Source organism: Dehalococcoidia bacterium, assembly GCA_025054935.1.
Lineage (GTDB): Bacteria > Chloroflexota > Dehalococcoidia > SpSt-223 > SpSt-223 > JANWZD01.
This window is the reverse complement of the sequence record JANWZD010000012.1, coordinates 40,536-62,571: the sequence shown is the minus strand read 5'-3', so window position 1 is coordinate 62,571 and position 22,036 is coordinate 40,536. Positions and strand designations below refer to the sequence as shown.

Here is a 22,036-nt window from a genome sequence, read left to right as displayed (position 1 = left end):
CGTGGTCAAAAAGGGGGATTACAGATGCTGCCGCGGGTCGAAGATATCGCGCAGGGCATCGCCGAGGAAGTTGACGCCAACGACCGTGAGCGTGATCGCCAGCCCCGGAAAAACGCTCAGCCACCACGCGCTGTCGATATAGCCGCGCCCTTCGCTCAGCATTGAGCCCCAGGACGGGGTCGGCGGCGGCACGCCCAGCCCGAGGAAGGAAAGAGCGCCTTCAGCGACGATCAGCTGCGCGACGCTGAAGGTTGCAAGCACGATTACCGGCGAGATGACGTTCGGCAGCACATGCCGCCACGCTACCCGCAGCCGTGATGCGCCGATCGCAAATGCCGCCTCGATATACTCTTTCTCCTTGACCGAGAGCACATCTCCGCGCACAAGGCGAGCGAACTGGCCCCAGACAAACATCGTCAGCAGAATGATGAGCTGCTGCAGGCCCGGACCGAACACCGCGATTACGGCGACAGCAACGATCAGGAACGGCACCGACACGAGCGCGTCAACAACCCGCATCACGACTGCCTCGACAACCCCGCCGACGAGCCCCGCAACGAGGCCCATCGTGACGCCGATGAGCGTTCCGAGAATGACTACCGAGAAGCCGAGGCTGAGAGAGACGCGGGCGCCGAAGATCAGGCGGCTGAGAATATCGCGCCCATACTGGTCTGTACCGAGGAGATAGGTGACATTGTTCGCCGAGACATAGCCCGGCGGGCGCAACCGCGCCACAATCCGCTGCTGGATCGGGTCTTGCGGCGCCAACTGCCCCGCGAACAGGGCAACGATGACCACGACAATGACGATAGCGAGGCCGAGCAGCCCCGTCGGGTTGCGGAGCAGCCCCGCGACAAGCCGCGAGAGGAGGCCGCGGCCGCGAGGCAGTCGGGCTGGCGTGACAATCGGCGGCACCGCAGGAGCAAGGTTGGTCATGCGCTCACCCGAACGCGCGGATCGAGGATACGATAGACCAGGTCGACAGCGGTGTTGATCAGCACGACCGCAATGGCGATCAGAAAGACTGCGGCTTGCACCACCGGGTAGTCCCGAATGAAAATGGCATCGACGATCTGACGTCCCAAGCCGGGCCATCCAAAGATCGTCTCGACGATCACTGTCCCGCCGATCAGGGTCGAGAGGTCCAGCCCGAGCACCGTCACGACAGGGATAAGCGCGTTCGGCAACGCGTGCCGCCAGATGACCGCCCGTTCGCTCAGCCCCTTCGCCCGCGCTGTCCGCACGTAGTCGGAACTGAGCACCTCGAGCATTCCCGAGCGGACAAGCCGCGTCGTTTTGGCAAGCAGGACCGTTCCGAGCGTGACCGCCGGCAGGACCAGTTGCCCGGGGGAGCCGCGGCCAAAGGGAGGAAACCAGCCGAGCTGAACGGCGAAGACGAGGATGAGGAGCAGGCCGAGCACAAACGTCGGCACGCTCTGGCCGACGAACGCGATGGTCTGGGCGAGCACGCCGGTCACCCGGCCGCGCCGCACCGCCGCAGTCACCCCGAGCGGGATCGAGATGAGGACCGCCATCCCAAACCCGGCGCCGACGAGCTCGGCAGAGGCCGGCACGCGGCTCAGCACGAGCCCCATCGCATCCCGACGCGCCGCGATCGAGTCGCCGAACTGGCCAACCATCGCCGCGGAGATGAACCGCCAATACTGCACATAGAGCGGGTCGTTGAAGCCGTAGGCCTCGCGGATCCGCTCGACAACCTGCGGATCCGCCCCCTCGCCCGCAAGCAGGATGACCGGATCGCCTGAGGCGCGCAGGAGCAGGAACAGCAGCGTCGAGACGACGAACATGACGACAACGAGCTGGATTCCGCGAAGGAGCAAAAACCGCGCCATACCACGCGCAGCGTAGCACCCGCCGCACGGCGCCTGCAAGCATCCGCATTCGCCAGCACGCTCCCCACGGCGTCGCCTGCCCGCGGGCCGCCCGTGCCGTACAATCGAGCAGAACGAGGGTTACGATGTTTGACTCGCTCTCCGACAAACTGCAGGCCGTCTTCCGCCAGCTCTCGGGCAAAGGCCGCCTCGATGAACGTGACATCGACGAGGCGATGAAGGAAGTGCGGCGCGCCTTGCTCGAAGCGGATGTCAATTTCAAGGTGGTCCGCCAGTTTGAGGCGCGCGTGAAGGAGCGGGCGCTCGGCGCGGAGGTGCTCCGCAGCCTCACTCCCGCCCAGCAGGTGATCAAGATCGTCCATGAAGAACTCGTGGCGATCCTCGGCGGCGGGAACAGCCGCCTCGAACATGCGCCGCAACCGCCGACGATCATCATGCTGGTCGGCCTCCAAGGCTCCGGCAAGACGACGACCGCCGCCAAGCTTGCGCTTCACCTCCGCCGCGCGGGCCAGCGGCCGCTGCTCGTCGCCGCGGACGTCCGGCGTCCTGCCGCTATCGACCAGCTCGTCACTCTCGGCAGACAGCTCGATGTCCCCGTGCATCATGAGCCTCCCGCCGTCGGCGCGCTCGCAATCTGCCGCAACGCCCTTCGCCGTGCCCGCGAGCTGAACGCCACGCATCTCCTGCTCGACACCGCCGGCCGCCTGACGATCGATGAGGAGATGATGGGCGAACTGGTTGCAATCCGGGATGCCCTCGCACCGCACGAGACCTTGCTGGTGGCCGACGCGATGACGGGGCAAGACGCGGTCCGCACGGCGGAGACCTTTCACGCGCGGGTCGGCCTGACCGGGCTGATCTTGACCAAGATTGACGGGGACGCGCGGGGCGGCGCGGCGCTCTCGATCCGCGCCGTCACCGGCGTGCCGATCAAGTTCCTTGGCGTCGGCGAGAAGGCCGATGCCATTGAGCCCTTCCACCCCGACCGGCTTGCCTCGCGCATTCTCGGCATGGGCGATGTGCTGACGCTGATCGAGCGGGCGCAGGCCGCCTTCGACCAGGAGCAAGCGCTCAAGCTGCAGAAAAAGATGCGTCAGGCGACCTTCGACCTCGAAGATTTTCTGGCGCAGCTTCAGCAGCTGAAGAAGATGGGACCGCTGCAGCAGATCCTCGAGCTGATCCCGGGCATGAACCGTCTCACCAAGAGCCTGCCCTCGGGCGCGCTCGATGACCGCCAGCTGAAGCGGATCGAAGCGATTATCTATTCAATGACCCCAGAAGAGCGCCGCCATCCTGAAATTCTCAACGGCAGTCGGCGCCGCCGCATCGCTCGCGGCAGCGGCACCACCCCCGCTGATGTCAACGAACTGATCCGGCAGTTCATGGAGATGCGCAAACTGATGAAGCAGATGACCACGAGCGGGCCGCTGCGCGCTGGGAAACTGCCGAAGGGAGTGCGGCTGCGCTTCTAGCGCGCCGCGCGGATGACGGCCGGCGGCCGAGCCGTTATTTCCCGTACGTGAGGTATTCCGGGCGGCGCTGCTCGTAGGCGGCGATAGCGTCCTCATGCTGCAAGGTGAGCCCGATATCGTCGAGGCCGTTCAGCAGCCGGTAGCGCTTGAACTCGTCGACCTCAAAGGGGAGGTGAATGCCGTCGCCGCGGATCTCTTTCTTCTCGAGGTCGACCGTCAACTGCATCCCCGGCTGCTCGAGAGCGCGGCGGATGAGATCGTTCACCTGCTCTTCCGGCAGCGTGATCGTCAAAATGCCGTTCTGGAGGCAGTTGTTGTTGAAGATATCCGCGAAGCTCGGCGCGATGATGACGCGGAATCCGTACTCAAGCAGGGCCCAAGGCGCATGCTCCCGCGAGGAGCCGCAGCCGAAGTTTTTGCCCGTCACGAGGATGCTCGCGCCGCGATAGGCCGGCTTGTTCAGGATGAAATCCGGATTTTCGGACCCATCTTCCCGATAGCGCCAGTCGTAGAACGCCGCCGGGCCGTAGCCGGTGCGTTCGATCCGCTTCAGGAACTGCTTGGGGACGATCTGGTCGGTGTCAACGTCTTGGCGGTCAAGAGGGGCGACGATCCCGGTAACGACGCGCAGCGGTTCCATTCAGCGCTCCTTGACGAATTCGCGGACGTCGACAAAGTGCCCCGCGATAGCGGCGGCAGCGGCCATCTGGGGCGAGACGAGATGGGTGCGCCCGCCTCTGCCCTGCCGCCCTTCGAAATTACGGTTGGAAGTGGAGGCGCAGCGTTCGCCCGGCGCGAGAATATCCGGGTTCATGCCGAGGCACATCGAGCATCCAGCTTCGCGCCATTCGAAGCCCGCCTCGAGGAAGATCTGGTCTAGGCCTTCCGCTTCCGCTTGGCGCTTCACCGCCGTTGAGCCAGGAACGACCATCGCCCGCACCTTGGGATGGACTTTCTGCCCGCGCACGATCGCGGCGGCAGCGCGCAGGTCTTCGATCCGCGAATTGGTGCAGGAGCCGATAAATACCCGGTCGATGGCGATGTCGCGGATCGGCGTGCCGGGCTGCAAGCCCATGTAATGCAGCGCGCGCTCGACACTCTGGCGCTGCGGTCCGGGGGCAAACTCCTCGAGCTGAGGAACCCGCCCCGTGATCGGGGCGACCATGCCGGGGGTGGTGCCCCACGTGACATACGGCTCCAGCTCCTCAGCGCGGATGATGACGGTCCGGTCGTACACAGCGCCCGGGTCGCTCACGAGCGACCGCCACGCCGCCACCGCCTTGTCAAAGTCGGCGCCTTGGGGCGCGTGGGGCTTGCCGCGCAGGTAGTCGAAGGTCTTCTCGTCCGGAGCGATCATGCCGGCGCGCGCCCCGGCCTCGATCGACATGTTGCAGACGGTCATCCGCCCTTCCATGCTGAGGGAGCGGATCGCTTCGCCGGTGTATTCGATGACGTAGCCCGTGCCGCCGGCAGTGCCGATCCGGCCGATGATGCCGAGGATAAGGTCCTTCGCCGTAACCCCGGGCGGCAGCGTCCCTTCGACGCGGATCTCCATCGTCTTCGGCTTCACGATCGGCAGCGTCTGGGTCGCGAGGACATGCTCCACCTCGCTCGTGCCGATGCCAAGCGCAAATGCGCCGAAGGCGCCGTGGGTCGAGGTGTGGCTGTCGCCGCAGACGATCACCTTGCCGGGCTGGGTATAGCCGAGCTGCGGCCCGATGACATGGACGATCCCTTGGTTAGGCGAGCGGATGTCGTAGAAGGTGATGCCGAACTCGCGGGCGTTCGCCGCCATGGTCGCGATCTGGGTAGCGGCGATCGGGTCCGTCACCGGCAGATCGCGCGACCACGTCGGGACGGCATGGTCAACCGTGGCAACGGTGAGATCCGGCCGGCGAACGCGCCGTCCCGCAAGCCGCAGTCCCTCGAACGCTTGAGGCGACGTGACCTCATGGATGAGGTGCAAGTCGACGTAGATCAGCGTCGGCTTGCCCGGCTCTTCATAGACAACATGCGCGTCCCAGATCTTTTCGAACATGGTCTTCGGGGCCACGGCGCACTTCCTCTACTTATCCTCACGGGTCTGCTGTTTTGACTGTATCCAAAGCGATCGGCCAGTGCAACTAGCGCCCGGCGGCGAGGCACGTATTGACCGCACGCGCAGCGCGGCGCCAGAGGACACCAAGCGCAAGAGCAAGCAGCCCGAGGAGGGTGACCCCGCTGATCAGTTCGCCCGCGAGCCGAACGGGCGTATGCTCGAAGCGAGCAGCGACGACATGCTCCCCCGCGGGAACATCGAGCGCAATCAGAGCGTGAGGCCCGGCGCGACGATGAGGAACGCGCTCCCCGTTCAGATAGACTGTCCAGCCGGGAAAGTCGTAGGTGAGGAAGGTCAGTTCGGTCGGACGCGGCGCAGTGACCCGGACGACATCTGAACTGCCGCCGTGATGGAGCATCGTGACCGTCGCCTCAGGGTCGGCAGCGACGGCTTTCTGCAGCGGGCGGCCGGCACGATACTGCTCGACGAGAGGAGAGGTGGTCGGGATCTCGGTCGCAAAGGCCGTCGCCCCAGTGCGGTTCTCCCAGCGCAGTTCGAACTCAACGACGGCGCCGGGGGCGACATCGTTAGCGGTGACCGGCGTTGCTTGCGGCACTGCATAGGCCTGGCTCGCAACGACCGCGAGCAGGAGAAGCGGAGCGAGCAGTCCGGGCCTCCGGTTGAACGCGGCCCACGCCGGCGAGAGCCGGTCGGCGAGCGCCGGCAGCGCCGCGCCGCCCACTACCGCAGTCGTTAGCGCCACGATCCCCAGCAGCCGCCATGGAAACTGGATCACGCTGCCAAGGGGCACCGCCTCCCAGATGACGAGCGCCGGTGGGCAGAGGAGAGCGAGCGCGACTGCGGTCGCCCCGAGGAAGAACAGCACCGTTCCCCGGCTGCGCCGCTGCCCAAGCCGGCTGATCGCGAGCAGTGTCAGCACCACGAGAAGGATGCCGAGCTGAAATGCCATTTCATCCCGCGGTCCCGGCCCGCTGAAGCCATACCCCCAGTCGGGCGAGAGCAGCTGAAACGGGTAGACAAAATGGTCGGTGAAGGGATAGCCGGTCCATTGATCGCTCTTGGTGTAGCGCAGCTCCGCGAGCATCGGCAGCCAGTAGGCCGCGGAGACAGCGAGCGCCACGCCGCCCATCGCCGCAAGGCTGGTCACCGTCGCGCCGACGGACCGGAGCGCGAACGCGGGATGGCAGCGCAGCCGGCAGCCGCGCCGCGCAACGAGGAAGAGCGCCCAAGCGGCAAGGAGCGGCGCGACCATGGCGGTCATCCCCGTGTGGGTGAGGACAAGCCCTCCGAGGGCAAGACCGCCGGCAATCACGACGCCGAGGCGGGGCCCGCGGGGATGGGCAAGACGGTACGCGGCCCACAGCACGAGCGGCGGAAAGACGAAGGAGAGCGACTCGGCGGCAGCGCTCCGCACGTAGACGTCGACAAACCGGTAGGGAGCGTAGACATAGAGGACCCCCGCGAGCACGCCGGCAGCACTCCCAAAGAGTGCGCGGACGAAGAGATACATCGTCAAGCCGCTTGCGACAAAGCCGAGGAGATAGACGGCTTTCACCCCGCCGAGTGTGCCTAGGCCGGCGAGGCTGAGCAGGCCGGCCAACCCAGCGCTGAGCGGGTTGTACACGACAAAGAGCGGATAGCCGTAGCCAAAGGCGAAATCCGGCCCCCAGCGAGGCAGGATCGCCCCGTCGCGCAGAGACTGCTCAAATTGCGTGACAAAGATGAGACTGTGCGCAGCGTCGTGGGCGTTCAGAAAATAGCCGTCCGTCAGCAGCGGCGCCCACGCCGCCAGCGAGAGCGCCGCCACCACCAGCATCCCGCGGTCCAGCTTCCTGTTTCCCCGCACGCCGAGAGTATAGAAAGCCGCCAGCGTCCGCTCAGCGCAGCGGCGCGCCCGGGGGCGGCGGCCGAAAGATGCCCTCCGGCGTCTGGAGATAGGGGAAGACGGCGAGGATGGCAACGCCGATGAAGGTGACGAGGGCGACCTGCCCCGCGGGACGGCCGAAGGAGAGCAGTCCGCAGGCACCGCCGGCAGCGGCAAGGGCAAGAGCGGCCACGCCGAGCAGCCGCCAAGGCAGTTCGAGCGCCGCCGCGCCAGGCAGCGCCGACCAGAAGGGCAGGGTGGGCGGTAAGGTAAGCAGCGTCGCGATCAGCGCGAGCGTCGCGAAGAACCCGAGCGCGGCACGCCGGCGCCGGCTCAGCCGCAAGGCAGCATGGCGTCCTTCGCGCTGCCAGAAGGCGAGCACCACTGCCGCAAGGGTCAACGTGGTCGGTGCAAGCCCAAGATCGAAGGAGATCGCGTCATCCGGACCCGGCGCCGGCGCGCCGATACCCCAGCGCGGCGAAAGGAGTTGATGCGGGAACACAATGAAGGCGGCAGGATCGCCGGCAGCGGCGCGCGGGGCATGAGCGAGCAGCGCCGCGCTGAGAAGCGCCCCTGCCAGCGCGGCGCCGCTCAGCGCGACCGCCCTCCTCCCACAAGCAGCGCCCCGCTTCTCTCCCCTGCGCGCGGTCAGCAGCGTCCAGGCGAAGAACAGCAGGACCGCCGGAAGCGCAAGCAGAGCGACGCCGAGGTGCGTGAGCAGCAGGAAGAGCACGCCCCCCCCGGCAGCAGCGCCGGCAGCGCCAGCCGATCGAGCAGAACGGGCGAGGATAGCGCGGCGCCCTGCCCAGAGCAGAAGCGGCGGCGAGAGCCAGGCGAGCGCCTCCGCGACGGCGCCGCGAACGTAAAGGTCGACCAGCCGCGTCGGGGCATAGACGAAAAGCAGCGCCGCGAGCAGCCCTCCCCGACGCCCCCACAGGTCGGCAGCGATGCAGTACATCGTCAGCGCCGAACCGACCACCGCAATCGCCATAACCAGCTTGATGGCGATGAGCGGACCAGCTCCGGCCTTCGCGAGCGCCCACGCCAGCACGACGGGAAGAGGGCCCTCGGCATCGACCCAAAGCGGCCACGCGCCGGTCGCTTCGAGCGTCAGCAGCCGCTCGAGGCTGCGGAGCGCGCCGGGCGCGCCGCCGAGGAATTCGGGATGAAGCAACGGCCACCCAGCGATCAGCGAGAGGAGGAGCGCTGCTGCCGGATACGACGCGCGCACCCCGCGCACCGCCTTCGCGGCCGCCCGGACGGGAGAGTGGGCAGCCAGCGCTTCAACGTCGGTCACGGCGCTGTCACCTCGGCAAGGATCACTTCGTCAGCGGGACGGCCGCCCTGCTGGTCGCGGACCGGCAGCCGTTCGCCGTTTGCGCGCACAAGCCCGATCCCGACCCGATAGCTGCCCGGGGGAAGTCCACCCGGCAGGGGAAGTGTGTCGCGGATCACCTCGCCTTTCACCCACCCGCCGGTTGGACGGACGCCGTTCAGGGGAACAAAGTCGCGTTCGACGACCGGCGCGCCGTCACGATCGAGCAGGCGCAGTCGGACCCGATAGTCTTCGACCCCATCGGCGAGCGCCTGCCAATCAACCGTGATCGTCCGGGGAGCAGCCGGCGGATCGCGATGGCTGGCGAGCAGGACGACCCGGTCACCGAAGACAGCCAGCACCGGGTCGCCGCGCGACAGGGCAGCCAGCGGGATCGGCTGAAGCGCGTTCAAGACGGCAACGAGCGCGACCAGCGCAAGCGCGATGACGCTGGCGACCGCCTCGCGTCCTGCGGGCAGCGGCAGGCCCGTGGCGAGCAGGACGAGAGTGAGCGCAGCGAGGCCAAGCAGCAGCCACGGCTGGCCGACGAACGCGACCAGCGGCGACCAGAGCGGTCCCGCGAGGCTGAGCGCGACCGCGACGGCGGTTATCCCGGCTAGCGCTGCCTTCAGCCGGCCGGGCCATTGACCGGCAAGGAGGGCGATCAGGCCGCCGCCGACTGCCACCACCCCCAGCTGGATGGGCATCCCTGCCTCCGGCGATGTGCCGTATCCCCAGCGGGCGAGCAAGAGATGCGCCGGCTGGACCGAATCGGGCGAAACAGGCGCCACGCCTACGCTGCGCCAACTCGGCAGCCACGCCGCAACGCCGACGGCGACCCCGCTCGCGAGCGCGACTGCAGGCCCGGGGAAGGCGCGCCGGCCGGCCGCCCACCGCAGCGCGAGCGCGGCGAGCGCGCCCCCAGCAGCCAGCGCCGGCTGGGCGAGTGCCAACGCGAGGGCTCCCCCCGCGAGCGCGGCGGGCGGCGCGCCGCCCAGCGCCAGCGCAGCGAGCCAAGGGAGCAAAGCCCCGGCGAACGCTTCGCCGAGGTCACCGCGGACATAGGTGGCAGCGAGCCGGAGCGGCACCGCGGCGTAGAGCGTGGCCGCGAGCACGCCGCCCTGCCAAGCGTCAGCAGCGCGGGTCGGCCGCGCGAGGCGCCAGAGCGCCGCCCCGGCGGCAAACGCGCCGACTGTCCCGGCGAGGAGCGCGGCGCCGTGCAGGAGCTTGAGCGCGCTCGCCGGCTCCGGCGACACGAGCTGGACCAGCGCCAGCGCAGCGTGCGGCAGTGGGCCAAGTGCCGGAAGACCGAGCGCCGTCGCCCAGCCAAGCGGGCGTGCCGCGAGATAGGCCGGCAACAGCCCGGCATGGTTGTGGAAGAACCCCGGCGAGAGCAAAGGGACAATGGCGACCGCGCTTAGGCCGACCGCCAAGATCAGGGCAGGCACGCTCCATCCAACTGCCTCGCGGGAGCGGGGCCGTCCCGCTACCCCGCGCCGAGGCGGCGAGATCCTACTCAAGCGATGGGAGCGGTACAATATGCTCTCCATGCCGGCAAAGAGACGCGCCCTGCAGCACGTCAGCCTCCTGAGCGGCCCGGCATTCATTGCCCCGCCGGCAGCCGCGCGCGGCACTTCCCTGCCCGCCTACGCCACTACGGCGGCCGGCTGCGCCGGCGCTCTTCCCACCGCAGCGAGAGACGCCTCATCGCCACCGGCCGATGATTGACCGCGTGACCGTGGGCAACGCGTTCGCGGCGGGCGCACCGTATCGAAGCTGGATCGTCGGCCACTTCGTTGAAGGACCGCTTCACTCCGATGAGGTAGAAGTGAAGTGGGCGCGGCACGCTGCCGGCGATGCCCGGCAGGAATGGTCGGCCGATGAAGCGACAACGCTGTGCATTCTCGTCCGCGGCCGCTTCCGCATCCTCTTTCCCGATGGCGAGGCGCTTCTCGCCGCAGAGGGGGACTTTGCTCATTGGCCGCCCGGTCTCTCGCATCGCTGGGTCGCCGACGCCGAGTCAGTAGTCGTGACCGTGCGCTGGCCTTCGTCCAAACGCGGCTGAGGCGACGCAGTTCGTGGTCGTCGCCGGCGCCCAGCAGCGGCACCCCGCTCCTCGGCGCGCCGCTTCCAAGCGAGGGCGGCGCCGGTGTCCCGTTCTCATCGGGGCAGGCAGACCGTCGAGGCGTCTGCCCCAAGCGGGGTCGCCGCGCTCTGCGGGCCGCGCAACAACGATACTGCTGCACCTCTCAGGATGCCCGCCTCCGTTTCGCGGCAAGGAACGGCAGGGCCCCGGCTTTGCGCTGTCAGGGTCGCTGGAGCGGGAGTCGCCGCTCGCGGTCGCGCTGTCCGCGCATCTGCTGCGCCCCGAACGGGCGCGCGGCCGCCGCGAGAAGCCGCCGCACAGCGGCGGGCTGGACGCTTGTTACAACTTTCACTTGCTCGCCTTCTCAGAGCTGTGCGATAATCGCCGCGGTCGGACAGGCGCAGGAACGCTGCGGCAGCCGAGGGCGCCCTTCGGAGGACCGTCGTGGGCGACTACGTCTACTTACTGTTCTTCCTTTTCTTTGGGATCCTCTTTCCATTGGGCGGCATCGTCACCGAACGGTTCCTTGCGCCGAAGAAGCCAGACCCGGTCAAAGAGACCGCCTACGAGTGTGGCATCGAGACAGAAGGCGCAACTTGGGTGCAATTCAATACTCGTTACTATCTATATGCGCTCATCTTTCTCGTCTTCGATGTGGAGGCTATTTTCTTCTTCTCGTGGGCAGTGTATTTCCGGGAGGCGGTCGACGCCCAGCTTGGCCTTGGGCTGTTTGTGGCGATGGCGATCTTTCTGCTCATCTTGGTGGTCGGTTTTGCCTATGAGTGGAAGCGCCGCGCCTTGGAGTGGAGGTAGCCGATGACGACCGAGCGTTGGGAAGGGCTGATCCAGCCACCGCCGGGCGTCGTCTTGCACGATTCCGGCTCAACCGAGGTTCCTATCCTCTACGGCGCGCCGCGGGTGCCGTATCCAGACGAAATTCCGACCGAGGATCTGATCGGCCGCAATGTCTTCCTGACCCGCGTCGACCTCGTGCTGAATTGGGCGCGCAAGTCCGCCACTTGGCCGCTGATGTTTGGGCTCGCCTGCTGCGCCATCGAGATGATTGCGAGCACAACGGCGCGGTACGACATCGCGCGTTTCGGGATGGAGGCGTTCCGTCCTTCGGCGCGCCAGGCTGACCTCATCATCGTCTCGGGCACGGTCACGTGGAAGATGGCGGCTCCGATCCGGCGGATCTACGACCAGATCCCCGAGCCCAAATGGGTGATCTCGATGGGCTCGTGCGCCAATGCCGGCGGGCCCTACTTCAACAGCTATAGCGTCGTCCCCGGGGTGAACATGATCATCCCGGTCGATGTCTATGTACCCGGCTGCCCGCCGCGCCCTGACGCGCTTCTCTACGGGATCCTGCTGCTGCACAAGAAGATCCAGAAGCAGGGCATCGTCCGCCGCGAGCGGATTGACTCCGGCGCTGCCTATCAGGTGCAGGACTGGTCCACCCAGTCAGCTCGGGCAACCGCATGACGACCATCCTCCCTCCAACAGAGGTCGCCGCCCTGATCCGAGCGCGCTTTCCCGACGCGGTTCAGGCTGTCGATGCGTTTGGGGTCCGGCTCGCTCCAGCTTCGCTGGTCGAGGTGTGTCAGTATCTTCGTGATGAGCCGTCGCTCGCCTTCGATTATCTCGTCATGGAGACTGCGGTCGACTACATCGAGGACGATTACTTCGAGGTCGTTTATGTGCTGCGCTCACTCCAGCACAACCACGAGCTGGCGCTGAAAGTGCGCACCGACACTCGGGACGACCCGGTCGTGCCGTCACTGGTCGACCTCTGGCAGACCGCCGAGTTCCAAGAGCGCGAGATCTACGATCTCTTCGGCATCCGCTTCGCCGGACACCCCGACCTGCGGCGCCTCTTTCTGTGGGAGGAATTTCGCGGCCATCCCTTGCGGAAGGATTTCCTTCCGCTTGCCCAGTAGAGCAGACCATGGCACTGAAGACCGAGCCGTTTGTCGTCAACATCGGACCGCAGCATCCGAGCACGCACGGCGTCTTTCGCGTGCAGCTGACCGTCGACGGGGAGACGATCGTCGACCTGAAGCCCGTGATGGGATATCTCCACCGCGGCACCGAGAAGCTGGCGGAAGAGAAGACCTACACCCAGTGCATCCCCTACACCGACCGAATGGACTATCTCTCGGCAATGAGCAACGAGCTCGGCTACGTGCTGGCCGTCGAGAAGCTCGCCGGGATCGAAGCGCCCCCGCGCGCCCAGTGGCTGCGCATGATCTTCGCCGAGTTGCAGCGGATCGCCAGCCACCTCTTTGCCGCCGCAACGTTCTTCCAAGACCTCGGCGGCTGGGGCACCGCGATTATGTACATGATCGGCCGCGACCGCGAGCAGATCCTCGACCTCTTCGAGATGACCTGCGGCCAACGGCTGACGACCAACTACATGCGGATCGGCGGGGTGGCGCAGGACGTGCCGCCTGAGTTCTTCCCTGCCCTTCGGCGGTTCCTTGACGAGATGCCCGGCCGGATCGATGAGTACTACGACTTTCTGGCGAACAGTGACCTGCTGATCACGCGCACGAAGGGCGTCGGCATCCTGCCGAAGGAGCTGGCAATCGCTTGCGGCTGCAGCGGACCGATGCTGCGCGGCTCGGGCGTCGCTTGGGATCTCCGCAAAGCGAACCCGTACCTCTACTACGACCAAGTCGACTTCGATGTCATCGTCGGCCAGAACGGCGACTGTTACGACCGCTTCATGGTCCGCTTCTGGGAAGTCGGCCAGAGCTTGCGGATCATCGAGCAGTGCCTCGAGCGGCTTCCGGAGGGGGATGTGCGTCATCCCTTCTCCCCCGACTTTGTCTCGGGCACGTTCCGCCCGCCGAAGGGCGAGGTGTACCAAGCGGTGGAAGGGCCGAAAGGCGAACTGGGGTATTACCTCGTCTCCGACGGCACGACCGCGCCCTACCGCTTTCACGTTCGCGCCCCGTCGCTGATCAACCTGACGCCGTTCCGCGAAATGTGCATCGGCTGGAAAGTGGCAGACATGATCGTCATCCTCGGCTCGGTCGATATCGTCGTCGGCGAGGTTGACCGCTGATGGACTTCGTCGCCTTCTACTACCAGTTCATCTGGAACTTGAGCAGCATGTGGGGGACGGTCCTTGCCTGGCTGCAGGCGCAGACCGGCTTGCCCGATTGGGTGATCTATCTTCTCTTTGGGTTCGGCGGCGCTGTCGGCGCTTTCTTGTGGGTCGCTGTCAGCAATGTCGTACTTGTTTTCGGCGAGCGGCGGCTGCTTGGCCGCTTCCAAATCCGGATTGGGCCGAACCGTGTCGGGCCGAACGGCACATTGCAGCTGATCGCCGATGCGCTCAAAGGGGTCGGAAAAGAGCTGGTCATCCCGGCCGGCGCCGACAAGCCGATCTACATGCTCGGGCCGATCGTCGCCTTCATCCCCGCATTCATGGGCTTCGCCGTCTTCACCTTTGGGCCGACGATGACGCCTGTCTCGATGGACATCGGCGTCCTCTACTTCCAAGCGATCACCTCCCTTGCCGCCTTCGCCGCCTTCATGGCCGGCTGGGCGTCGAACAACAAGTTCGCCCTCTTCGGCGCCATGCGCGCTGTCGCCCAGTTTGTCTCCTATGAAGTGCCGCTCGTGCTGGCGGTGATCAGCGTGGTGCTCATTGCCGGGACGATGAACACGCTCACAATCGCCAATCAGCAGACCGTCGTCTACGCGCTCATCCTGCCGCTCGCGCTGTTCGTCTTCACCGTCGCCTCGATCGCCGAAGCGAACCGGACGCCGATGGACATCGTCGAAGCGGAGAGCGAGATCGTCGCCGGCTACCACACCGAGTACGGCGGCATGGCGTTCATCATGTTCTACGCCGCCGAGTACACGCATGCTCTCGCCTTCGGGGCGATGCTGAACGTGCTCTTTCTCGGCGGCTGGAAGCTGTTCTGGCTCGACCAGGTCCTGCCGCCGTGGCTGCTGTTCATCCTGAAGAGCTACTTCATCTTCTTCCTGCTCATCTGGATGCGGGCGACCTTCCCGCGGCTGCGGATCGACCAGCTGATGAACCTGGGCTGGAAGGTACTGGTGCCGCTGGCGCTGCTGAGCATCCTGATTACCTCGCTCGGATTGCTCATCCCCGGCGTGCCGCTGCTTGCGGTCGCCATCCTGCAGTGGGTGACTGCCGGCGCGCTCGTGCTTTGGGCGCTCTCGCGCTTGCCGCGCCGCGCTAATCGCCCAGAGGATATGCGTGCGCGGCGCCTCGCAGCGCAAGCCGCAATGACAGCCCGAGCGCCGGTCTCGGCGCAGTCGTAACTGGAGCGCAGCATGAACGGGTTTGGCATCTTGAAAGCGATGGCCGTCACGATGAAGCACTTCTTCCGCAAACCAGTGACGGTCCAATATCCGGAAGAGCGGCTGCCGATCCCGCGGCGCATCCGCGGCACGTCGTTTGTCTGGTATGAGGATCGCTGCGTCGGCTGTTCAATGTGCGCCAAGGCCTGCCCCCACGGCGTCATCGTCATCGAAACGCATCCGCACCCGATCGACCCCTCGCGGCGCGTCGTCGACCGCTACGACTTCCACGGCGAGCGCTGCATGTACTGCGGGCTGTGCGTTGAGGCGTGTCCCTTCGCCGCCGTCTTCATGGGCAGCCGCTATGAGCTGGCGACCTACGACCGGCGGACGATGTACATCACCAAGCAGCAGCTGATCGACGGCCCGAACGACCCGAGCGAGTTTGGCGTGCCGGAATATGCCACCGACCTGCCCGACCGGATCAATCTGCCGCTCGTCGCCCCCTCGCCGCGGGCAAACGAGGAGGCGGCCTCCCTCGCCTCGCTGCCGCGCCTCGCTGACCTGCTGCCGTCCGGCACGACGAGGGAGGAGCGATGACCGACGTTGCTCCCGCGATCGCGTTCTGGGTGCTCTCGATCGTCGCGGTCGTCGCGGCTGTCGGCGTCGTCGGCTCGCGCAATCTGTTTCACTCGGCGATCTTTCTGACCGTCGTCTTCCTCGCCGTCGCCGGGCTGTATCTCGTCCTCAATTCAGACTTTCTCTTCGGCATTCAGATCATGGTGTATGCGGGGGCGATCGCGGTCTTGATCGTCTTCGCCGTGATGCTCACCCATCAGATCCAATCGGGCAACCAAGAAGGGCGGCAGTGGATCCCCGCGCTTGGCCTGTCGCTCTCGCTGTTTGTGGTGATGGCGGTCGTGCTGGCGGCCGGCGTCTTTCCCGCCACCGCGACGATGGCGGCGCTGCCGGAGAGCACGACGATGCTGATTGCGAAGGCGCTCTTCAACCCCTACGTCTTGGTGTTTGAGATCGCTGCCGTCGTCCTGCTGGCGGCGATGATCGGGGCGATCGTGATCGCGCGCGAGGACCGCGGATGATGCCGGTAACGCTGAACCATTTCCTAGTCGTCAGCGCGATGCTCTTTTGCATCGGGCTGTACGGCGCGCTCGCCAAGCGCAATGCGGTCGCCATTCTGATGGGCATCGAGCTGATGTTCAACGCCGTGAACGTCGCCTTGGTCGCCTTCTCGCGCTTCGGCCCCGTCTCGACGGTTGCCGGCCAGCCGGTCCCCCTGACCGGGCAGGCGTTCGCGATCTTCATCCTGACCGTCGCCGCCGCCGAAGCGGCGCTCGGGCTCGGCATTATCCTCGCGATCTACCGCCGGCGCGAGACGATCGACCCCGACCGGCTGAATCTGCTGAAGTGGTGATGCGGTGTACATCGTCGCGCGGATAGTCCCGAACAAGAAGATGGCGCAGATGTGGCGCGAGCTGTTCGAGGCGGGCGGCGTGCCGGCGATGGCCTGGCCCCACCCCCAAGAACGCCAGCGGGGCGAGGCTGCCCGCTATGTTGTGCTCGTGCCGCTCGGCAAAGACCACGTCGCCGAAGAAGCGCTCAGGAACACCTGATGACCCGACGTCCTTTCCCGTCCCAGCTCCCTGCCGCCTTGCCCGCAGCCCGACCGCCGTGGAGCGAGGAGCGATGACCGTGACTGCCGACCTAGCGTGGCTGATCCTCTTCCTGCCGCTTTTGGCGTTCTTGCTGAACGCTCTCGTCCTGCGGGGCCGGGCGATTGCCGCTTACGTCTCGACCTTCGCGGTCGGTGCGGCGTTTCTGCTCTCGCTGCCGTTCTTCTTCGCCCTCTTCACGCGCAGCGAGCCGTTCCGTGCCGCCATCCCGTTCATTCAGGTCGGCCAAGTTTCTTTCCCCTTTTCGATCCAGATCGATGCCCTGACAGCGGTGATGCTCGTCGTTGTCACCGGCGTCAGCTTCCTCGTTCACCTCTTCTCGATCGGCTACATGGCCGGCGACCCCGGCTACAGCCGCTATTTCGCCTACCTCTCGCTCTTCTCGGTGTCGATGCTCGGCTTGGTGTTGGCGCAGGACCTGGTCCTCGTCTATGTCGGCTGGGAACTGGTCGGCCTGTCGTCGTTCCTGCTCGTCGGTTTCTGGTACGCCAAGCCGTCGGCTGCTGAGGCGGCCAAGAAAGCGTTCATCACCACCCGCATCGGCGACTTCGGCTTCGCAATCGCCCTGATGGCGCTCTTCGTCGCCGCCGGCACAACCGATATCCCGCGGCTAATCGCCGCCGCTGAGGCGAAGGAGATCGCGGCCGGGGCGTTGCTCATCGCCGCCCTCGGTCTGTTTGCCGGCGCCATCGGCAAGTCGGCGCAGTTCCCGCTCCATGTCTGGCTGCCGGACGCAATGGAAGGTCCGACGCCGGTCTCGGCGCTCATCCACGCCGCGACGATGGTCGCCGCGGGCGTCTACCTCGTCGCCCGAACCTTCCCCCTCTTCGAAGCTGCAACGGGAGTAGCGGGTGTCCCGGCGGCGCTCACCATCGTCGCCTGGATCGGCGCGGTCACCGCCCTTTTCGCGGCGACGATCGCGCTCGTTCAGACCGACATCAAGAAGGTGCTCGCCTACTCGACAATCTCCCAGCTCGGCTACATGATGCTCGGCCTCGGCGTCGGCTCGCTCGTTTCCGGCATCTTCCACCTGTTCACCCACGCTTTCTTCAAGGCGCTGCTCTTCCTCGCTGCCGGCTCGGTTATCCACGGCGCGGGAACGCAGGACATGCGCGAGATGGGCGGCCTGAGGCGCTTCATGCCGGTCACCTTCGCTGCCTTCGTCGTCGGCGCGCTCGCGCTCGCCGGCGTCTTCCCCTTCGCCGGCTTCTGGAGCAAGGACGAGATCATCGCCGAGTCGCTCATTCACGGGAACGTCATCCTGTTCGTGATCGCCGAGGTCACCGCTTTCCTCACGGCGTTCTACATCATGCGGCTGCTGATGCTCACCTTCTTCGGCGCTCACCGGGGCGCTGCCAGCCACGCGGAGCACGGGAGCAGCGACCACCGCTCGGCGGAGCAGCATGGCCATGACGCCCATCCTGCGCTCGTGCCGGGGATGCCGGCGCCGGCCCACCACGGCGCGACGCCGCACGAATCGCCGTGGGTGATGACGCTCCCGCTGATGGTGCTGATGGTGCCGGCGACCGTCGCTGGCTTCTGGGCGCTCGGCGGCGGGTTTCATCACTACCTGCACAACGTGCCCGGCGTTCACGGCGCAGCGCCGCCGATCAACCTGACGATCGCGGCGCTTTCGACCGCGGTCGCGCTCGCAGGGCTGGCAGCGGGCTGGTTCCTCTACGCCGTGCCCGGCCGTGCCGCGGCAGTCGCTCGCGCCTTCGGGCCGGTGACGACGCTGCTGGAGCGCAAGTATTACCTCGACGAACTGTATGACGGCGCGATCAACCTCCTGTTCCTGCGCGGTTCGCGGGCGCTCGGCTGGTTCGACACGAACATCGTCGACGGGGTCGTCAACGGCCTAGGGACGCTCTTCAGCGTCTTGAGCGAGGGGTTCCGCCGCTGGCAGACCGGCCGCGTGCAGTACTACGGCATCTTCCTCGCGCTCGGCGCAGTGCTGCTCTTCGTCGTGTCCCTCGTCTGGACCGGCGGGCTGATCGGGAGGTAGCGTGGGACTGCTGAGCGTTCTCCTCTTCCTGCCGGTGGTTGGCGCGCTGATCCTGCTCGCTCTTCCGCGCGGGAACGACCGGCTGGTGCGGATTGTTACTGCCGTCGTCACCGGGCTTGCGCTCGCGCTTTCAGGCTATCTCTTTTTCGCCTACGACCTGAACCGAGGCGGTCTCCAGTTCGTCGAGCGGCTGCCCTGGATCCGCATTCCCACCTCGCCGCAGTTCAATGTCGACTACTACCTCGGCGTCGACGGCCTCTCGACCCCCCTCGTGCTGCTGACCGCGCTGCTCTCGTTCCTCGCCGTCTTCATCTCTTGGAACGCCATCGACACCCGCGTCCGCGAATATCACATCCTGCTGCTCCTGCTGCAGACCGGGGTGTTCGGCGTCTTCATGGCGCTCGACTTCTTCCTCTTCTTCCTGTTCTGGGAAGTCGAGCTGATCCCGATGTATCTCCTGATCGGCATCTGGGGCAGCGGCCGGCGGATGTACGCTGCCATGAAGTTCCTGATCTACACCCTCGCCGGCTCGGCGTTCATGCTCGTCGGCATCCTCCTGCTGTACTTCAACTCGGCTCAGGCGACGTTCGATATCTTTGCGCTTGCCAACCAGAGCTACGCTGCGCCGCTGAAGACCCTAATGTTCTTCTTCATCCTGATCGCGTTTGCGGTGAAGCTGCCGGTCTGGCCGCTCCACACCTGGCTGCCGGATGCCCACGGCGACGCGCCGACCGCGATCTCGGTGCTGCTTGCCGGCGTCCTGCTGAAGATGGGTGCCTACGGCATCTTCCGCGTGCTGCTGACGATCTTCCCCGAGCAGATGCAGGCGTACGCGCCGCTCCTCGTCACCCTCGCCGTTATCAGCATCCTCTACGGCGCGCTCGTCACGATCATGCAGCCCGACATGAAGCGGCTCGTCGCCTACTCGTCGGTGTCGCATATGGGCTATGTTCTGCTTGGCGTGGCGGGCGGCGTCACCGGGCTGAATATGCTCGGCCTGAACGGAGCCGCGCTCCAGATGTTCACCCACGGGACGATCACCGGCCTCCTCTTCGCGGCGGTCGGCGTGGTCTACCACAAAGCGCACACGCGCCAGATCGCCGATTTCGGCGGGATCGCGGCGCGGATGCCGGTCTTGGCGACAGTGTTCCTGATCGCGGGGCTCGCTTCGCTCGGCCTGCCGTCGCTCGCCGGTTTCGTCGCCGAAATCCTGATCTTCTTCGGCTCCTATCAAGCCTATGCGTGGGCGGCCGTGCTCGGCGCCTTCGGCGTTCTGCTCGCCACGGGCTACATCCTGTTCATGTACCGGCGCGTTTTCTTCGGGCCGCTCAATCCGCGGTGGGCCCATCTCACCGACGCCGACCCGATCGACATGGTGCCGCTCTTCTCGCTCGTTGCCATCATCGTGCTCGTCGGCGTTTACCCGACAGTGCTGACCCGCGTCTTTGAATCTGGCTTGCAGCCGATCCTTGCTCGGCTCGGCGGATGATGCTGCTATGAACCTGCTGTTCATCGCGCCCGAAGCTTCGCTGATCACGCTGGCGATGGTCGTCCTGATGCTGGACCTCGTCGTCCGCAACAAGACGACGCTGGCGACGATTTCGCTCGTCGGACTGCTGGCGCCGCTCGGCTTCACGCTCGCCCTCTGGACGCAGCGGGGCTCGTTGCTCGATGCTGTCGCGGTCGACCCGTACAGCCTGTTCTTCAAGCTGTTCTTCCTCGGCATCGCCGCTCTCGGGCTGCTCGCGGCAGTGGAATATGCCGACCGCTTTCCGCGCTACCGCGGCGAGTTCTTCTCGCTCATCCTGATGGCAGTCGCCGGGATGATGCTCCTCTCGAGCGCGACCGAGCTGATGACGACCTACATCGCGATCGAGCTGATGAGCATCTCGTTCTACGCCCTTGCCGGCTTCCTGAAGGACCAGAAGTCGACCGAAGCGAGCATGAAATACCTCCTGCTCGGCGCGCTGTCGTCGGCGATCCTGCTCTACGGCATGGCGCTGTTCTACGGGCTGACCGGCCAGACGACGTACGCGGCGATGGCGCGCGAGCTGAGCGTGACGCATTCCCCCGACCGAGGCGTCCTGCTGCTGGCGCTCTCGCTGGTTGTCGCCGGCTTCGGCTTCAAAGTGTCGGCGGTGCCGTTCCAGATGTGGACGCCCGACGTCTACGAGGGCGCGCCGACGCCGATTACCGCCCTGCTGTCGGTGGGGAGCAAGGCGGCGGCCTTCGCGGCGATCCTCCGCTTCTTCTGGCTGGCGCTGCCGCCGGACTTCCCGGTCGACTGGAGCGTCCTCTGGGTGGCGCTGGCGGTTCTGACGATGACCTTCGGCAATATCGCGGCGCTGGTCCAATCGAATATCAAGCGGATGCTCGCCTACAGCTCGATCGCCCAAGCCGGCTACGTCCTGCTCGGGCTGGCGGTGCAGACCGAGTTCGGCCGTTCGGCCGTCATCTTCTACCTGCTTGCGTATGCGATCACCAACCTCGGCGCCTTCGCAGCCGTGATCGCGATCTCGAACCGGCTCAACAGCGACGAGATCAGCGCCTACAACGGCATGGCGAAGCGGGCGCCGTTCCTCGCGGCGGCGCTGACGCTCTGCCTGATCTCGCTCACCGGCCTGCCGCCTGCCGCCGGCTTCTTCGCCAAGTTCTACCTCTTCAGCGCGGCGGTCCAAGTGGGGCTGGCGTGGGCGGTCGTGATCGCCGTGCTGAACAGCGCCGTTTCCGCCTACTACTACCTGCGCATCGTCCGGGCGATGTACTTGCTGCCCGCCGACGAAGAGACGGCGGTGACGGCCGCCGCGCCGACGGTCGCCGCGGTCGCCCTCGCCTCGATCGGCGTCGTGGTCGTCTTTCTCCTCGCCAATCCGCTGATCGCGCTGTCCGACCTCGCCTCGCGCACTCTTGCGCCCTAACCGCCGGGAAGGTAGATCGGGGCATAGTGCAGTCGTCGCTCAAGACGGATCACAGCCGATCGCTGCGCCCAGCTTCTTGGCCGCTCGCGCGCGAAGAGGACGGTCTCGCGTTCTGGCGCGTGGCGAGGCTCGGCAGCGGAGCGCCTCCGCGGAAGGGACGCGGCCCGGCGCGCCTGTGCCGAGACGGGCGGGTTCTCTGCCTGATCCTGCGGCGCAGCCGCCGTCCCCGCCCTTGATCTGCCGACATCCTCCCTGCTACAGTCCTGCCCACGCTCGGGTGGGATTGCCCTGAGAGGGGCAGCGAGCGAAGTCCGGTGCAATTCCGGCACTGTGCCGCAACGGTAATCAGCCCGTGAGGCTGGAGTCCGGTCGCCTCGCCCACTCGACCTGACCCTGTGCCGAGCAGCGCGGCGGTCGGGAGGTCCCACGGCGAGCGATTCTGCTTCTGGGGGACCAGCGATGGGCAGCACCTGTCCCCCCGTCGGCGCGTGC

The 22,036-nt window shown here is 66.4% G+C and carries 21 protein-coding genes; 14 read left to right on the top strand and 7 right to left on the bottom strand.

Annotated features, from left to right (window positions below; all coding sequences use genetic code 11):
• Positions 1 to 18: 18 nt before the first annotated feature.
• Positions 19 to 936, bottom strand: a complete 918-nt coding sequence (locus NZ773_12710; GenBank protein ID MCS6802785.1) for an ABC transporter permease — start codon at positions 934 to 936, stop codon at positions 19 to 21.
• Entirely contained in the window at positions 933 to 1,853 is a 921-nt protein-coding gene (locus NZ773_12705) for an ABC transporter permease (GenBank protein MCS6802784.1), read from the bottom strand. Before NZ773_12705 ends, NZ773_12710 begins: the two co-directional genes overlap by 4 nt.
• A 125-nt stretch (positions 1,854 to 1,978) precedes the next feature.
• Here NZ773_12705 and ffh point away from each other — a divergent pair, with 125 nt between their 5' ends.
• The gene (gene ffh / locus NZ773_12700) at positions 1,979 to 3,325 is read left to right on the top strand and encodes a signal recognition particle protein (protein ID MCS6802783.1); all 1,347 of its coding nucleotides are present in this window, start codon (positions 1,979 to 1,981) and stop codon (positions 3,323 to 3,325) included.
• Between the two features lie 34 nt (positions 3,326 to 3,359).
• Here ffh and leuD read toward each other — a convergent pair whose 3' ends face one another.
• The 5 genes from leuD to NZ773_12675 all read right to left on the bottom strand — a co-directional run bounded on the left by leuD (position 3,360) and on the right by NZ773_12675 (position 10,011).
• Positions 3,360 to 3,965 (bottom strand): 3-isopropylmalate dehydratase small subunit, encoded by a 606-nt coding sequence (gene leuD / locus NZ773_12695; protein MCS6802782.1) that lies wholly within the window; start codon positions 3,963 to 3,965, stop codon positions 3,360 to 3,362.
• On the bottom strand, positions 3,966 to 5,378 hold the full coding sequence (gene leuC, locus NZ773_12690; protein ID MCS6802781.1) for a 3-isopropylmalate dehydratase large subunit: 1,413 nt from the start codon (positions 5,376 to 5,378) through the stop codon (positions 3,966 to 3,968).
• Positions 5,379 to 5,448: 70 nt separating this feature from the next.
• The gene (locus tag NZ773_12685) at positions 5,449 to 7,230 is read right to left on the bottom strand and encodes a hypothetical protein (protein MCS6802780.1); all 1,782 of its coding nucleotides are present in this window, start codon (positions 7,228 to 7,230) and stop codon (positions 5,449 to 5,451) included.
• 31 nt (positions 7,231 to 7,261) lie between these two features.
• Positions 7,262 to 8,545 (bottom strand): hypothetical protein, encoded by a 1,284-nt coding sequence (locus NZ773_12680; GenBank protein MCS6802779.1) that lies wholly within the window; start codon positions 8,543 to 8,545, stop codon positions 7,262 to 7,264.
• Positions 8,542 to 10,011 carry a hypothetical protein gene (locus tag NZ773_12675; GenBank protein MCS6802778.1) on the bottom strand — a complete coding sequence of 490 codons (1,470 nt, stop codon included), beginning with the start codon at positions 10,009 to 10,011 and terminating at the stop codon, positions 8,542 to 8,544. Before NZ773_12675 ends, NZ773_12680 begins: the two co-directional genes overlap by 4 nt.
• A 272-nt stretch (positions 10,012 to 10,283) precedes the next feature.
• Between NZ773_12675 and NZ773_12670 the strand changes: the two genes are divergently transcribed.
• From NZ773_12670 to NZ773_12610, 13 genes are all read left to right on the top strand, one after another.
• Complete coding sequence (locus tag NZ773_12670) at positions 10,284 to 10,628, top strand: signal peptidase I (protein ID MCS6802777.1); 345 nt, start codon at positions 10,284 to 10,286, stop codon at positions 10,626 to 10,628.
• A 465-nt stretch (positions 10,629 to 11,093) separates the two neighbouring features.
• Entirely contained in the window at positions 11,094 to 11,462 is a 369-nt protein-coding gene (locus NZ773_12665) for an NADH-quinone oxidoreductase subunit A (GenBank protein ID MCS6802776.1), read from the top strand.
• A gap of 3 nt (positions 11,463 to 11,465) precedes the next feature.
• Positions 11,466 to 12,134: an NADH-quinone oxidoreductase subunit B gene (locus NZ773_12660; GenBank protein MCS6802775.1), complete on the top strand. Its 669-nt coding sequence runs from the start codon at positions 11,466 to 11,468 to the stop codon at positions 12,132 to 12,134.
• Complete coding sequence (locus NZ773_12655) at positions 12,131 to 12,589, top strand: NADH-quinone oxidoreductase subunit C (GenBank protein ID MCS6802774.1); 459 nt, start codon at positions 12,131 to 12,133, stop codon at positions 12,587 to 12,589. Before NZ773_12660 ends, NZ773_12655 begins: the two co-directional genes overlap by 4 nt.
• Positions 12,590 to 12,597: 8 nt before the next feature.
• A complete protein-coding gene (locus NZ773_12650; GenBank protein MCS6802773.1) occupies positions 12,598 to 13,719 on the top strand; it encodes an NADH-quinone oxidoreductase subunit D in 1,122 nt (373 codons plus the stop codon).
• Positions 13,719 to 14,951, top strand: a complete 1,233-nt coding sequence (nuoH, locus tag NZ773_12645; protein MCS6802772.1) for an NADH-quinone oxidoreductase subunit NuoH — start codon at positions 13,719 to 13,721, stop codon at positions 14,949 to 14,951. Before NZ773_12650 ends, nuoH begins: the two co-directional genes overlap by 1 nt.
• A 12-nt stretch (positions 14,952 to 14,963) precedes the next feature.
• Positions 14,964 to 15,530 carry an NADH-quinone oxidoreductase subunit I gene (locus tag NZ773_12640; GenBank protein ID MCS6802771.1) on the top strand — a complete coding sequence of 189 codons (567 nt, stop codon included), beginning with the start codon at positions 14,964 to 14,966 and terminating at the stop codon, positions 15,528 to 15,530.
• A complete protein-coding gene (locus NZ773_12635) occupies positions 15,527 to 16,030 on the top strand; it encodes an NADH-quinone oxidoreductase subunit J (GenBank protein MCS6802770.1) in 504 nt (167 codons plus the stop codon). The genes NZ773_12640 and NZ773_12635 overlap by 4 nt, the downstream gene beginning before the upstream one ends.
• The gene (gene nuoK, locus NZ773_12630; GenBank protein ID MCS6802769.1) at positions 16,030 to 16,362 is read left to right on the top strand and encodes an NADH-quinone oxidoreductase subunit NuoK; all 333 of its coding nucleotides are present in this window, start codon (positions 16,030 to 16,032) and stop codon (positions 16,360 to 16,362) included. Before NZ773_12635 ends, nuoK begins: the two co-directional genes overlap by 1 nt.
• A gap of 4 nt (positions 16,363 to 16,366) precedes the next feature.
• Positions 16,367 to 16,561, top strand: coding sequence for a hypothetical protein (locus NZ773_12625; GenBank protein ID MCS6802768.1), 195 nt, complete (start codon positions 16,367 to 16,369; stop codon positions 16,559 to 16,561).
• Positions 16,562 to 16,634: 73 nt separating this feature from the next.
• Positions 16,635 to 18,626: an NADH-quinone oxidoreductase subunit L gene (nuoL, locus tag NZ773_12620; protein ID MCS6802767.1), complete on the top strand. Its 1,992-nt coding sequence runs from the start codon at positions 16,635 to 16,637 to the stop codon at positions 18,624 to 18,626.
• Between the two features lies 1 nt (position 18,627).
• A complete protein-coding gene (locus NZ773_12615) occupies positions 18,628 to 20,115 on the top strand; it encodes an NADH-quinone oxidoreductase subunit M (protein MCS6802766.1) in 1,488 nt (495 codons plus the stop codon).
• Between the two features lie 7 nt (positions 20,116 to 20,122).
• Positions 20,123 to 21,544 (top strand): NADH-quinone oxidoreductase subunit N, encoded by a 1,422-nt coding sequence (locus tag NZ773_12610; GenBank protein ID MCS6802765.1) that lies wholly within the window; start codon positions 20,123 to 20,125, stop codon positions 21,542 to 21,544.
• Positions 21,545 to 22,036: the final 492 nt, after the last annotated feature.

Coding starts and splice junctions, on each gene's coding strand:
- NZ773_12710 (MCS6802785.1), bottom strand. CDS start 936: ATGACCAACCTTGCTCCTGCGGTGCCGCCGATTGTCACGCCAGCCCGA.
- NZ773_12705 (MCS6802784.1), bottom strand. CDS start 1,853: ATGGCGCGGTTTTTGCTCCTTCGCGGAATCCAGCTCGTTGTCGTCATG.
- ffh (MCS6802783.1), top strand. CDS start 1,979: ATGTTTGACTCGCTCTCCGACAAACTGCAGGCCGTCTTCCGCCAGCTC.
- leuD (MCS6802782.1), bottom strand. CDS start 3,965: ATGGAACCGCTGCGCGTCGTTACCGGGATCGTCGCCCCTCTTGACCGC.
- NZ773_12670 (MCS6802777.1), top strand. CDS start 10,284: ATGATTGACCGCGTGACCGTGGGCAACGCGTTCGCGGCGGGCGCACCG.
- NZ773_12660 (MCS6802775.1), top strand. CDS start 11,466: ATGACGACCGAGCGTTGGGAAGGGCTGATCCAGCCACCGCCGGGCGTC.
- NZ773_12655 (MCS6802774.1), top strand. CDS start 12,131: ATGACGACCATCCTCCCTCCAACAGAGGTCGCCGCCCTGATCCGAGCG.
- NZ773_12650 (MCS6802773.1), top strand. CDS start 12,598: ATGGCACTGAAGACCGAGCCGTTTGTCGTCAACATCGGACCGCAGCAT.
- nuoH (MCS6802772.1), top strand. CDS start 13,719: ATGGACTTCGTCGCCTTCTACTACCAGTTCATCTGGAACTTGAGCAGC.
- NZ773_12640 (MCS6802771.1), top strand. CDS start 14,964: ATGAACGGGTTTGGCATCTTGAAAGCGATGGCCGTCACGATGAAGCAC.
- NZ773_12635 (MCS6802770.1), top strand. CDS start 15,527: ATGACCGACGTTGCTCCCGCGATCGCGTTCTGGGTGCTCTCGATCGTC.
- nuoK (MCS6802769.1), top strand. CDS start 16,030: ATGCCGGTAACGCTGAACCATTTCCTAGTCGTCAGCGCGATGCTCTTT.
- nuoL (MCS6802767.1), top strand. CDS start 16,635: ATGACCGTGACTGCCGACCTAGCGTGGCTGATCCTCTTCCTGCCGCTT.
- NZ773_12610 (MCS6802765.1), top strand. CDS start 20,123: ATGAACCTGCTGTTCATCGCGCCCGAAGCTTCGCTGATCACGCTGGCG.